Source organism: Streptomyces sp. CB01881 (genome assembly GCF_002953255.1).
Lineage (GTDB): Bacteria > Actinomycetota > Actinomycetes > Streptomycetales > Streptomycetaceae > Kitasatospora.
In genome coordinates, this window is record NZ_CP026498.1 from 1,295,645 (window position 1) to 1,308,165 (window position 12,521).

10 protein-coding genes and 1 pseudogene are annotated in these 12,521 nt (G+C 73.3%); 4 read left to right on the plus strand and 7 right to left on the minus strand.

Annotated elements, in window-relative coordinates:
• Positions 1 to 1,372, plus strand: a 1,372-nt coding sequence (locus tag C2142_RS05665; protein WP_148642209.1) for an IS1634 family transposase, incomplete at its 5' end; no start/stop codon positions are given.
• 202 nt (positions 1,373 to 1,574) lie between these two features.
• Positions 1,575 to 2,501, plus strand: a complete 927-nt coding sequence (locus C2142_RS05670; protein ID WP_241002396.1) for a serine/threonine dehydratase — start codon at positions 1,575 to 1,577, stop codon at positions 2,499 to 2,501.
• 123 nt (positions 2,502 to 2,624) lie between these two features.
• Here C2142_RS05670 and C2142_RS05675 read toward each other — a convergent pair whose 3' ends face one another.
• The 6 genes and pseudogenes from C2142_RS05675 to C2142_RS05700 form a co-directional block, all read right to left on the minus strand.
• On the minus strand, positions 2,625 to 3,365 hold the full coding sequence (locus C2142_RS05675; RefSeq protein WP_148641370.1) for an urease accessory protein UreD: 741 nt from the start codon (positions 3,363 to 3,365) through the stop codon (positions 2,625 to 2,627).
• An 86-nt stretch (positions 3,366 to 3,451) separates the two neighbouring features.
• Positions 3,452 to 4,087 (minus strand): annotated as a pseudogene (gene ureG / locus C2142_RS05680) (urease accessory protein UreG); the annotation flags it as partial.
• A gap of 82 nt (positions 4,088 to 4,169) precedes the next feature.
• Positions 4,170 to 4,835 (minus strand): urease accessory UreF family protein, encoded by a 666-nt coding sequence (locus tag C2142_RS05685; RefSeq protein WP_148641371.1) that lies wholly within the window; start codon positions 4,833 to 4,835, stop codon positions 4,170 to 4,172.
• Complete coding sequence (locus tag C2142_RS05690; protein ID WP_148641372.1) at positions 4,835 to 6,571, minus strand: urease subunit alpha; 1,737 nt, start codon at positions 6,569 to 6,571, stop codon at positions 4,835 to 4,837. Before C2142_RS05690 ends, C2142_RS05685 begins: the two co-directional genes overlap by 1 nt.
• A complete protein-coding gene (locus C2142_RS05695; RefSeq protein WP_148641373.1) occupies positions 6,564 to 6,875 on the minus strand; it encodes an urease subunit beta in 312 nt (103 codons plus the stop codon). The genes C2142_RS05690 and C2142_RS05695 overlap by 8 nt, the downstream gene beginning before the upstream one ends.
• Positions 6,876 to 6,889: 14 nt before the next feature.
• The gene (locus C2142_RS05700) at positions 6,890 to 7,192 is read right to left on the minus strand and encodes an urease subunit gamma (RefSeq protein WP_148641374.1); all 303 of its coding nucleotides are present in this window, start codon (positions 7,190 to 7,192) and stop codon (positions 6,890 to 6,892) included.
• Between the two features lie 389 nt (positions 7,193 to 7,581).
• On the opposite strand from C2142_RS05700, the gene C2142_RS05705 reads away from it, so the two are divergent.
• Positions 7,582 to 9,240 (plus strand): APC family permease, encoded by a 1,659-nt coding sequence (locus C2142_RS05705; protein ID WP_148641375.1) that lies wholly within the window; start codon positions 7,582 to 7,584, stop codon positions 9,238 to 9,240.
• 112 nt (positions 9,241 to 9,352) lie between these two features.
• Here the strand turns inward: C2142_RS05705 and C2142_RS05710 are convergent, their stop codons facing one another.
• Positions 9,353 to 10,978: an FAD-dependent monooxygenase gene (locus C2142_RS05710; protein WP_148641376.1), complete on the minus strand. Its 1,626-nt coding sequence runs from the start codon at positions 10,976 to 10,978 to the stop codon at positions 9,353 to 9,355.
• Between the two features lie 301 nt (positions 10,979 to 11,279).
• Between C2142_RS05710 and C2142_RS05715 the strand changes: the two genes are divergently transcribed.
• Positions 11,280 to 12,446, plus strand: a complete 1,167-nt coding sequence (locus tag C2142_RS05715) for a SchA/CurD-like domain-containing protein (protein WP_148641377.1) — start codon at positions 11,280 to 11,282, stop codon at positions 12,444 to 12,446.
• Positions 12,447 to 12,521 lie beyond the last annotated feature (75 nt).

A 12,521-nucleotide genomic window follows, 5' to 3' on the forward strand; every position in this document is an offset into this window, starting at 1 on the left:
GCCGGACCTGCTCAACGACGACAGGCTCGCCCGCGCTCTCGACGCGATCGCCCCGCATCTGGAGGAGATCACCGGCTCCGTCGGCGCGCAGGCCATCGCGGAATTCGGCATCGACACCGCCCAAATTCACTGGGACATGACGTCGATGTCCCTGTTCGGCGCCTACGAGGACCAGGAAGAGGGCTTTCCGCAGGTCAGGTACGGTCACCCCAAGGACCGGCGGGTGGATCTGAAGCAGATCCAGGCCGGCCTGGCCGTCACCCGCGACGGCGGGATCCCCCTCTTCCACCGGGTCTACGACGGCGGCGCGGGCGAGGTCGCGCAGGTCGTCGGCGCGATGAACGCCCTGCGGAAGACCGCCGAGCGCAAGGACTTCCTGCTCGTCGCGGACTCCAAACTCGTCTCCCACCCGAACATCACCGCACTGCTGGACGCGAAGGTCGACTTCATCGCCCCGCTCCCGGCCGCCCAGGTCAAGGCGGATGTCTACGCCGCCCTCGACCTTCACTCCGCCCGGCCGGTCGACTACGTCAACGACCGCGACCGCGAGCGGAACACCCCCGCCGACCAACGGGAGTCCTACCGGGTCCTGGAGGACGTCCACGTCATGACCGGGCCACGCAAGAGCGACCCGCAGCACCGGCTGCGCAGGATCCTGGTCCACTCCACCGGCAACGCCAAAGGCCAGCAGGCCGCCCGCGCCAAGCGCCTGGCCCGGGCCGCGGAAGACCTGGAGAAACTGCAGCGCTCGGCCGGCGGCCGCTTCTACAACACCGCGGCCAAGGTCGAGGCCCGCATCGGCGTGATCGCCAAAACCCGCCGGGTCGCGAGCTGCCTGCGCACCGGGGTCACCGTCGATTCCGACGGGCGCCCGTCCCTGGCCTGGCACTTCGATCAGGACATCCTGGACACCGAGGCCGCCGCCGACGGCTGGTACGCCCTGGTCACCCGGCTCACTCCCGAGCAGGCCGACGCCGCCGAGGTCCTCAAGCGCTACAAGGGCCAAGGCGTCGTCGAGCGTCGCTACAACGACTTCAAGGGCCCGCTCGCCGTCGCCCCGATCTTCCTGGAACACAACCGGCGCATCGCCGCCCTGATCACCGTCATCTGCCTGGCCCTACTCGTGTTCTGCCTGATCGAACGCCAGGTCCGCCAGGCCCTGGGCCCCGACCGGACCATGGGCGGCCTCTACCCCGACAACCGCAAGGTCCGCCCCACCGGCCGCATGATCCTCTACCACCTCGACAGCCTCATGCTCCGACCCGGCACCGCGACCAGCCCACCCGTCATCCTCATCAACCGAGGAGTCCAAGCACACCTGCTCGAACTCCTCGGCATCGACGAAACCCGACCCCGCTGGCTGGAAACCTAAGACCCCACCTGCGAAGTCACCGGCTAGCGGACGGGCGGCGGCAGGATCACGAGACGCATGGGGATCACGGTACCCGGTCCGGTCCACGCCGGTCCCGGGCCGGCCCGGTCGTGATCTTCACCTCCGCACCGCGAGCGCGTACCGTCGGCGGTGACGTGGCGGAGGCCGGCCTCCGCCCCCCGGCGCGGAGGAGACCAACGGCGTGGACCACCTGATGTACGACGACGTGAAGGCGGCCGGGGAACGGATCGCGGGGCGGGTGCGGCCGGTGGTGGTGGCGCCGGGGGACGAGCGCGGGCGGGTCTGGCTGGCACTGGAGCACCTCCAGCACACCGGCAGCTTCAAGGCGCGTGGCGCACAGAACTTCCTGCTCGCGCACGCTGCGGCGGGCACCCTGCCCGCCGCCGGGGTGACCATCGCCTCGGGCGGCAACGCGGGTCTGGCCTGCGCCTGGGCGGCCCGTGAACTCGGCGTGCGGGCCACGGTGTTCCTGCCGGAGACGGCCCCGCCGGTGAAGGTGGCGCGGCTGCGCTCGTACGGCGCCGAGGTGCGGCTGGCGGGCGGCGAGTACGCGGAGGCGCTGGCCGCCTGCGAGGAGTTCGCCGCGACGGGTGGCGCACTGGCCTCGCACGCCTACGACCACCCGCTGATCGCCGCCGGGGCCGGGACGGTCCTGGAGGAGATCCGGGAGCGTGTCCCCGGCCTGGACACGGTGGTGGTCTCGGTGGGCGGCGGCGGGCTGTTCGCGGGGGTGGCGGCCGCGGCACGCGAGCACGGCGTCCGGGTGGTGGCGGTGGAGCCGACCGGCAGCCGGGCGCTGAACGCGGCGGTGGCGGCGGGCCGCCCGGTGGACGTCCCGGTCGATTCGGTGGCATCGGACTCGCTGGGAGCCAGGCGGGCCACGGCACTTGCCCTGCACGCCGCCCAACAGGACGGCGTGCGGTCGGTGTTGGTGCCGGACACCGCTATCGTCCGTGCCCGGCAGGAGCTTTGGGACGACCGCCGGATCGCCGTCGAGCACGCCGCGGCCACCGCCCTCGCCGCGCTGGAGCAGACGGACGGCGAGCGGATCGCCGTCCTGCTCTGCGGCGCCAACACCGACCCGTCCGACCTGGTCGCGGGCCGGTAGCGGCTCAGCCGACCCCCTGCCGGTCCGGCACCAGGGCGAAGGAGCGGACCTCCGGGTCGGGCAGGTGCTCGGCCACGGCCCGGCCGGGTGATCACGGCACCGCCGGTACGCCACGCCCGCGCCCTACCCCAGCAGCCTGCGCAGGGCCAGCCCGTCCGGGGCGGCGGCGGTGAGCAGCAGGGCGTCCGGGCCGGGCAGGGTGAGCAGGGCGGCGTCGCCCGCGCCGGGCTGCCGCGGCGGCGGCTCCGGCGGCGGGTGGCCGACGGTGAGTCGCTGGCCGGTGGCGCGGTGGCCGCCGAGGACGGCGGGGCCGTCCCAGCCGGGGGCGCCGGGGCCGAGGTCGGTCTGCTGGTCGAGCAGGAGCCGGCCGGCCCGGCGGACGGTGAGCCGGGAGGTGAGCCGGCCGGGGGCGGCGCCGCGGGTCCAGTCGTGGTGGCGGCCGAGGATCTGCTCCTCCCGGTAGCGCAGCCGGGCGCCGGCGGCGAGGGTGATCCGGGTGTGCAGGACGAGGTGGCTGCCGCTCGCGGCGACGACCGGTTCGGGCCGCCAGTCGAGCCGGGCGCCCTTCCCCACTGTCAGGTCGATGTCGTAGCGGGCGGGCCCGGGGCCCGGGAGGCTGATGGTGGCGGCGGCGCTGGTGAGGGTGAGCGCGGCGCCGTCCGCGAGCTCGACGTCGAGCGCGAGGTGGTCGCCGCCGAGCGGTGCGGCCATCGAGCCGACGAGGACCACGTGGGCGGCGCCGTCGTCGTCCCGGGTGCGGCGGGGTGCGAGCGGGCCGGCCCCGGAGAGAACGGGCAGGACGGTGGTGCCCCGCCCGTCCGGCTCGGCGAGGATCCGGGCCCGCGAGACGAGCGCGGCCGTCACCGGGCCCCGTGCCGGCCGGCCCCGTCCGGGCCGGCCTCGCGCAGAGCCGTCCCGTGCAGGCCGGCCTCGCGCAGACCCGTCCCGCGCCAGGCCGTGAGCTTCTCCCGGACCCAGGCCGCGACCGGTGCCACGCCCTCGGCGGAGGTCAGCGAGCAGAAGACGGTGGGCAGTCCGCCGCGCTGGGCGGCGGCGTCGCGGGCCATCACCCCGAGGTCGGCGCCGACCAGCGGGGCCAGGTCGGTCTTGTTGATCACCAGCAGGTCGGAGGTGGAGACGCCCGGGCCGCCCTTGCGCGGGATCTTGTCGCCGCCGGACACGTCGATGACGAAGATCTGGTGGTCGACCAGTCCGCGGCTGAAGGTGGCGGTGAGATTGTCGCCGCCGGACTCCACCAGGACGAGGTCGAGCGGGCCGACGGCGTCCTCCAGGTCCTCGACGGCCTCCAGGTTGGCGGAGATGTCGTCGCGGATGGCGGTGTGCGGGCAGCAGCCGGTCTCGACCGCGGTGATCCGCTCGGGCGGCAGGACGGCGTTGCGGAGCAGGAACTCGGCGTCCTCGGTGGTGTAGATGTCGTTGGTGACGACGGCCAGCGACAGCTCCTCGCGCAGCAGGCGGCAGAGGGCGGCGACGGTGGCGGTCTTGCCGGAGCCGACCGGCCCGCCGAGGCCGATCCGCAGGGCGCGGCGGCGGCCGCCGGCGGCGTCGGTGCCGGTGGCGGCCATGGCGTCGGCGGCGGCCGTGGCCGTGGCCGTGGCCGCAGCGCCGTACGTGTGGCGGACGGGGGCGTCGACGGGGTCGACGTGGTCACGATGCAAAGAGGCGGACCTTCCAGGAGTGGTGCTCCTCGGCGTAGACGTCGAGCAGCGGGGCGGAGGCGGCGGGCAGCGCGTCCGGGTCGCCGCGCAGGGCCGCTTCGAGGGCGGCGGAGGCGACGGCGTCGAGCTGCGGCGCGAGGCGGGCGAGCGCGGCGGCGACCTCGTACGGGTCGAGGCCGAGCAGCCGGACGCAGGCCGTGGCCGGCCCGTTGACGCTCTCGTAGGCGGCGGCGGAGGCGGCCTGGGCGGGGGTGACCCCGGCGGCCAGGGCGGCGGTTCCGAGCACCACCGGCTGGTGCGCACCGCGCGGGAACGCCTCGGCGATCCGGTCGAGCCGGTGGTGCGGCCAGGCGGCGCGGGCGGCCCGGAGCAGCTGGCGGCCGAGCCGGCGGCTGGTGGCGCGCAGGGCGGGTGAGGGGGTGCGGGCCTCGGCGGCCGCGTCCAGGACGGCGGTGTCCTGTCCGGCGGCGGCCGAGGCGGCCAGGGCGGCGGCGACCAGGCCGGTGGTGTGCAGCCGTCCGGTGAGGAAGGCCGTCATGCTCGCAGTGTCGTGCACCCGCCCGGCCTTGACCGCCGCCTCGGCGCCGCCGGAGTGCGCGTGCCCGCCGGCGGGGAACCGCCCGTCAGCGAGCAGCAGCAGCGCGGCGAGGGTCATCAGAAGAGGAAGTACCGCTGGGCGAGCGGCAGTTCGACGGCCGGCTGGGAGGTGACGACCTCACCGTCGACGGTGACGGTGAAGGTGTCGGGGTCGACCCGGACGTCGGGGCGGGCGCTGTTGTTGACCATCTGCTCCTTGGTGACCCCGCGGGTGTTCCGGATCGCGGTGAACTCCTTGGCCACGCCGAGCCGTTCGGCCAGCCGCCCGGGCAGGCCGTCGTCGATCGCCGCCTGCGAGGTGAAGTTGAGCGAGTTGGCCGCCGCCGATCGCCCGATGGCGCCGAACATCGGCCGGGGCAGCACCGGTTGGGGCGTGGGGATGGACGCGTTGGCGTCGCCCACCTGCGCCCAGGCGATCTGGCCGCCCTTGACGACCAGGTCGGGCTTGGCCCCGAAGAAGGCGGGCGACCAGAGCACCAGGTCGGCGAGCTTGCCGGGTTCGACCGAGCCGATCTCGCCGTCCAGCCCCTGGGCGACGGCCGGGTTGATGGTGTACTTGGCGACGTAGCGCCGGGCCCGGTGGTTGTCGGCGCGGCCGTCGCCGGCCAGCGCACCGCGCCGGGCCTTCATCACGTGGGCGGTCTGCCAGGTGCGCAGCACCACCTCGCCGATCCGCCCCATGGCCTGGGAGTCGGAGCTGATGATGGAGATGGCGCCGAGGTCGTGCAGGACGTCCTCGGCGGCGATGGTGGAGGGCCGGATCCGGGACTCGGCGAAGGCGAGGTCCTCCGGCACGTGCGGGCTGAGGTGGTGACAGACCATCAGCATGTCGAGGTGTTCGTCGATGGTGTTGACGGTGTGCGGCCTGGTGGGGTTGGTGGAGCTGGGCAGCACGTTGGCCTCGCTCACCACGGTGATGATGTCGGGTGCGTGGCCGCCGCCGGCGCCCTCCGTGTGGTAGGCGTGGATGCCGCGCCCGGCGATCGCGGCGAGGGTGTCGCCGACGAACCCGGCCTCGTTCAGGGTGTCGGTGTGGATGGCGAGCTGGGCACCGGTCCGCTCGCAGACCCGCAGGCAGGCGTCGATCGCGGCCGGGGTGGCGCCCCAGTCCTCGTGGATCTTGAAGCCGAGCGCGCCGGCCCGCAGCTGGTCGTGCATCGACGTCTCGTTGACGGTGTTGCCCTTGCCGAGCAGGCCGATGTTGACGGGCAGGCCGTCCATCGCCGCGAAGAGCCGGCCGAGGTGCCACGCGCCGGGGGTGATCGTGGTGGCCTTCGTGCCCTCGGCGGGCCCGGTGCCGCCGCCGACGAGGGTGGTGACGCCGGAGGCCAGCGCCTCGTCCACCAGCTGCGGGCAGATGAAGTGGACGTGGGTGTCGACGCCGCCGGCGGTGACGATCCGCCCGTTGCCGGCGATCACCTCGGTCTCCGGGCCGATCACCAGGAGCGGGTGGACGCCGTCCATGGTCTCGGGGTTGCCGGCCTTGCCGAGGGCGGTGATCCGGCCGTCCCGGATGCCGATGTCGGCCTTGACGACGCCCCAGTGGTCGAGCACCACGGCGCCGGTGACGACGGTGTCCGGGGCCCCTTCGGCCCGGCTGGTGCGGGCCTGGCCCATGGACTCGCGGATCACCTTGCCGCCACCGAAGACGGCTTCGTCGCCGCCGCGACTGCGGTCCTCCTCGATCTCGACGAGCAGGTTGGTGTCGCCGAGCCGGATCCGGTCGCCGGTGGTCGGGCCGTACAGGTCGGCGTAGCGCTCGCGGGTGAGCCGGAGCGCGGGGCGGTCAGTCATCGAGGGCTCCCGCCGTCTCGCCGCGCAGGCCGGCCACCTCGCGCCGGCCGGCGATCGGGACCAGTTGGACCTCCGCCGGGATGCCCGGTTCGAAGCGGACGGCGGTGCCGGCCGGGATGTTGAGGCGCAGGCCGCGGGCGGCCGCACGGTCGAACCGGAGGCCGGGGTTGGTCTCGGCGAAGTGGTAGTGCGAGCCGACCTGGACGGGCCGGTCGGCGCCGTTGACCACGGTCAGCCGGGTCACCTCCATCCCGAGGTTGAGCCCGATCTCGCCTTCGCCGTGGATGACCTGACCCGGCGTCATCCCCTCGACGGCGCTCACTGGATCGGCCCGTGGACGGTGACGAGCTTGGTGCCGTCGGGGAAGGTCGCCTCGACCTGGACGTCCGGGATCATCTCGGGGATGCCCTCCATGACGTCGTCCCGGGTGAGCACGTGGCGGCCGGAGTCCATCAGCTCGGCGACGGTGCGGCCGTCGCGGGCGCCTTCGAGGACGTGCGAGGTGATCAGCGCGACCGCCTCGGGGTGGTTGAGCCGCAGACCGCGGGCCCGCCGGGAGCGGGCGACGTCGGCGGCCACGTGGATGAGCAGGCGCTCCTGCTCGTGGGGGGTGAGTTTCAACTGCGCGCACCTTCGAGGGAGTCAGAGCGCGCGGACACGACACTGTGCCGCGGTGGTGGCGAATACCGTAGCGGACGAACCACCCGGACGGCAGGCCACATCGCCGGGCCCGGACGGTATCACTATGCAGTCCACACCATTTCTATAACCCTACTTGCCGTCCAGATTGCCAGAGCTTGGACCGAAGCTCAATTCGCGCTCAAGTACTGAACCTACTCGTCAGTTACGTAACACATGTATGAACTGAATGCCCCCTACCAGGGAGGATGTCCGGCAAAGTAGGTAAACATTCAGTAATGAAATCTGTGCAGAGGCCTATGAATACGCCTACTGTGTGGCAACTCTCCGCGCTCCGACAGCCGGGGCCCCCACACACAGAGAGATTGCCAATGGTTTCCCTCAACCAGGTCTCCCCGCCCGGCACGGGCACCGACAACGGTGCCCCGGCCCACCGGTCTCTCCGCCGGGAAGTGGGCCTGATCGGCCTGCTCTGGGCCTCGGTCGGCTCGATCATCGGCTCCGGCTGGCTCTTCGGCGCCAAGAACGCCGTCATGGTCGCCGGCCCGGCCGCCCTCATCTCCTGGGGCATCGGCGCCGTCGCCATCGTGCTGCTCGCCCTGGTGCACGCCGAGCTCGGCGGGCTCTTCCCGGTCGCCGGCGGCACCGCCCGCTACCCGCACTACGCCTTCGGCGGCCTGGCCGGCATGTCCTTCGGCTGGTTCTCCTGGCTGCAGGCCGCGACGGTGGCACCGATCGAGGTCGAGGCCATGATCGGGTACGCGGGGCACTGGGAGTTCGCGAAGAGCTTCCTCAACGACAACGGCACCCTCACCACCAGCGGCTTCATCGTCGCGGTGCTGCTGATGGGCGTCTTCGTCGCGGTCAACTTCCTCGGTGTGCGGGTCCTGGCCCACACCAACTCGATCGCGACCTGGCTGAAGATCTTCGTCCCGCTGTTCACGATCTTCGTGCTCGCCGTGACCAACTTCCACGGCTCCAACTTCACCTCGCACGGCTTCGCCCCGTTCGGCATCAAGGGCGTGCTGGCGGCGATCAGCTCCAGCGGCATCATCTTCGCGCTGCTCGGCTTCGAGCAGGCCATCCAGATCTCCGGTGAGAGCCGCAACCCCAAGCGCGACATCCCCCGCGCGGTGCTCGGCTCGGTCGCCATCGGCACCCTGATCTACGTCCTGCTCCAGGTCGTCTTCATCGGCGCGCTGCCGCTCAGCTCCTTCGCCAACGGCTGGGACAAGCTGGACTTCCCCGGCATCGAGGGCCCGTTCGCCGGCCTGGCCACCGTGGTCGGCCTCGGCTGGCTCGCCTGGGTGCTGTACTTCGACGCCATCGTCTCCCCCGGCGGCACCGGCCTGATCTACACCACCTCCACCTCGCGCATCTCCTACGGCCTGAGCAAGAACGGCTACGCCCCGCAGAAGTTCGAGGAGCTCGACAAGCGCGGCGTGCCGTGGTTCGGCCTGGCCCTCTCCTTCATCACCGGCGTCATCTGCTTCCTCCCCTTCCCGAGCTGGCAGGAGCTGGTCGGCTTCATCACCTCCGCCAGCGTGCTGATGTACGCGGGCGCCCCGCTGGCCTTCGGCGCGCTGCGCCGCCGCCTGCCCACCCGTGAGCGCTCCTACCGCCTGCCCCTCGGCGGCGTGATCTCCCCGCTCGCCTTCGTGGTCGCCAGCCTGATCATCTACTGGGCCGGCTGGCACACCCTCTCCCGTCTGGGCATGGCGATCGTCCTGGGCTACGTGCTGCTCGGCAGCTACGCCGCCTACGCGATCCGCAAGGGCCTGCCGAACGCCCCGCGGCTGGACTGGCGCGCCGCCCAGTGGCTGCCGGTCTACCTGGTCGGCCTCGGCGTGATCTCCTGGCAGGGCGGGTTCGGCGACGGCACGGGCAACATCCCGATGTGGTGGGACATGGGCCTGGTCGCCGCGTTCGCGGTCGCCGTCTACTACTGGGCGATCCGGGTCGCGCTGCCGGCCGAGGCGATCGAGCAGAACATCGAGGACATCGAGGTGGTCGACGCGGGCGGCCACTGACGCCCCCGCCGCACACCAGGACGGGCCCGCCGGTTCACCCGGCGGGCCCGTCCCGTTTCCGTCCGTGGCCCGCCCGCCTCCCGGGGCGGTCGGGTCCGGTGCCGGGCCGGCGCTACAGCTTCAGCACCTCGCGCAGCGCCGCCGTCACGGCCGCCTCCGGGTCCGCCGCCGCGCCCTCGGAACGCCAGGCGACGAAGCCGTCCGGACGGACCAGCACCGCGCCGTCCGGCCGCACCCCGTGCAGCTCGGCGAAGTCGGTGCCGGGTTCCGGCGCCAGGTCGTCCTCCGCTCCCAGGCCGATCCGGTAGGCGTCCAGCGGGACGGCCAGCCGGTCGGCCGCCCGCCGGGCACCCTCGTGCCAGGCCAGCCCGTCCGGGCCGGTGAGCAGCACCATCGCCTGCTCGTACAGGTCGAGGGTGGAGAGCTTCACGCCCGCCCGCAGCAGCCACTGGTGCGGTGCCCGGCTGCCGGGCTCGCCGGCCGACTCGAACTTCTCCGGCACCACCGCGCCGGCCGGGTCCGCCCCGGCCACCGCGCCCGCCGGGTAGCGGTAGCCCAGCGCCACCGCCAGCACCCCGGCCTGCCGGCCCACGCCCGGCACCACCGCGTACCCGGGGTGGCTGTGCTCGGCCGAACGGGCCGAGGCGCGCTCGCTGGTCACCTCGGCAACCGGCCGGCGCTCCTGCCCGTACGTGTCCAGCAGCCCCGGCCCGGCCCAGCCGCCGAGCACCGCGGCCAGCTTCCAGGCCAGGTTGTGCGCGTCCTGGATGCCGGTGTTGGAGCCGAACGCGCCGGTCGGCGACATCTCGTGCGCGGAGTCCCCGGCCAGGAAGACCCGCCCGCCGGAGTAGCTCTCGGCCACCCGCTCGGCCGCGTGCCACGGCGCCTTCCCGGTGACCTCCACCTCCAGGTCGGGCATGCCGACCGCCGCCCGGATGTGCCGCATGCACCGCCCGTCGGTGAACGCCTCCAGCGGCTCGCCGTGCTCGGGGTGCCAGGGTGCGTGGAACACCCACTCCTCGTGGTTGTCCACCGGCAGCAGCGCGCCGTCGGCCTCCGGGTTGGTGAGGTAGCAGGCGATGAAGCGCCGGTCGCCCACCGCCTCCGCCAGCCGCTTGGCCCGGAAGGTGATGCTGACGTTGTGGAACAGCTCGCCCTTGCCGGTCTGGCCGATGCCCAGCCGCTCCCGGGACGGGCTGCGCGGGCCGTCCGCGGCCACGAGGTACTGCGCCCGGACGGTGCGCTCCTCACCGGTCTCCCGGCTGCGCAGCAGCGCGGTCACCCCCTCGGCGTCCTGCTCGAAGGAGAGCAGCTCGGTGCTGAAGCGCAGGTCGCCGCCGAGCTCGCGGGCGGACTTCAGCAGCACCGGCTCCAGGTCGTTCTGGCTGCACAGGCACCACGCGCTCGGGCTGAACCGGGCCAGCCGGCCACCCGGGTCGATCTCCCGGAACAGCCACTCCTGCTCCTCTCCGGTCAGCGAGGGGGTCTGGAGGATGCCGTGGTTGGCGGCGAGCACCGAGGCCGCCTCGCGGATCGCCGGCTCGATCCCGGCCACCCGGTACAGCTCCATCGTGCGGACGTTGTTGCCTCGGCCACGCGGGTGATGCGAGGTGTCGGCGTGCTTCTCGACGAGCAGGTGTCTGACACCCAGTCGGCCCAGGAAGAGTGAGGCCGACAGCCCGACCAGCGAGCCGCCGACGATCAGGACCGGCACCCGGTCGTCAACCTTCGGATTCATCAATTACTCCAGCCTGTACGGGAGTTCGCGGACCGGCTGCGGGGCTCGGCGCCGCCCTCGGCGGGGCGCGCACAGACGGCGGCCCCGTCTCTGCATCCCCCGCCCCGGGGGTGTTGTGCCGCCTCTTCGCTCGGATGGCCCGCAAATCTCGCGCCACCCGTGGGCTCCGCGCACGATCGACCTCAGGCCTGATGCCGACGCCCGGGCCGACCGCCACCGCACCGCCCTCCCCCGCCGGACCCCTGGCCGGACGCCGCCCCGCGCGGCCGGACGCGGGCGCCCCAGAAGCAGAAAGTGGATCATGACGACTCTGTCCGAACCGCAGGCGCAACAGCAGGCCGAGACCGACACGCGGCTGCGCGTGATGCTGATGCTGGAGATCAAGGACGGCGCCCAGCAGCGCTTCCTCGACGTGTACGAGAAGCTGCGCCACCAGGTGGCGTCCGTCCCCGGGCACGTCAGCGACCAGCTGTGCCAGTCGATCAACGACCCCCGGCAGTGGCTGATCACCAGCGAGTGGCAGGACCATGAGACCTTCCTGGAGTGGGTGGACAGCCCCGCGCACCGCGAGATGGTCAAGCCGATGCACGGCTGCGTGAGCGACACCTTCCGCTCGCTGCGCTACTCCATCCTCCGGGAGACCTCCGCGGCCGGCGCCACCGGCACCCGTGCCCCGGTCGAGGTGCCGCCCGGCCTGCCGCGCACCGCGCCGGCCGGGCACGTCGGCCCGCCGCAGGCCGCCCCCGGCCCGGACGGGGTGATCCGGCACGCACTGACCTTCACCGTCAAGCCCGGCAGCGAGCAGAAGGTGGCCCGCATCCTGTCCGGCTACGCCTCCCCCAAGGCCGAGGTGGACGAGAACACGCGCCTGCGCCGCACCTCGCTGTTCATGCACGGCAACCGGGTGGTCCGGGCCGTCGAGGTGACCGGCAGCCTCGGCGACGCGCTGCGCCACGTCGCCATGCAGCCCGAGGTCCGGGCCGTCGAGGAGGCGATCAACCCCTACCTGGAGGAGGCCCGCCAGTTGGGCGACCCGCAGGCCGCGCGCGCCTTCTTCGCCAAGGCCGCGCTGCCCGCCGAGCACCAGGCGATCGCCGGCTCCCCGGCCTCCGGGCGGCTGCACCGGCACGCCGTGCTCTACCCGGTCAAGCCGGGCAACGGGCAGGCCGTCGCCGCGCTGCTGGCCGAGTACGACAACCTCGCCACCGCGGACCCGACCGGCCCGGTCGCGACGGCCGTCGTCTTCCACCGGGAGGACGTCGTGGTCCGCCTGGTGGACCTGCGGGTGCCCGCCGAGGCCGACCCGGCGGCGGCCCTCGGCGTGGCCGGCGAGCGCGAGGCCACCGTCCTCGGCCGGCTGCTCGACCTCGGCGCCGACGGCGACCTGCGCACCGTCGCGGGGCTGAGCGCCGTCCTCGCCGCCCGCGCGATGAACCCGGTCACCGACCGCAGCTCGCAGGGGAACTGACGACACCCCGTTCCACACCGGCTCCAGAGCCCCCGGCCCCGAAGCCCGGACCCAACACACTCGGAGGAAGAAACC

Coding starts and splice junctions, on each gene's coding strand:
- C2142_RS05685 (WP_148641371.1), bottom strand. CDS start 4,835: ATGACCCTCGCCGCGCTGCTGCTGCTCGCTGACGGGCGGTTCCCCGCC.
- C2142_RS05690 (WP_148641372.1), bottom strand. CDS start 6,571: ATGACTGACCGCCCCGCGCTCCGGCTCACCCGCGAGCGCTACGCCGAC.
- C2142_RS05695 (WP_148641373.1), bottom strand. CDS start 6,875: ATGACGCCGGGTCAGGTCATCCACGGCGAAGGCGAGATCGGGCTCAAC.
- C2142_RS05705 (WP_148641375.1), top strand. CDS start 7,582: ATGGTTTCCCTCAACCAGGTCTCCCCGCCCGGCACGGGCACCGACAAC.
- C2142_RS05710 (WP_148641376.1), bottom strand. CDS start 10,978: ATGAATCCGAAGGTTGACGACCGGGTGCCGGTCCTGATCGTCGGCGGC.
- C2142_RS05715 (WP_148641377.1), top strand. CDS start 11,280: ATGACGACTCTGTCCGAACCGCAGGCGCAACAGCAGGCCGAGACCGAC.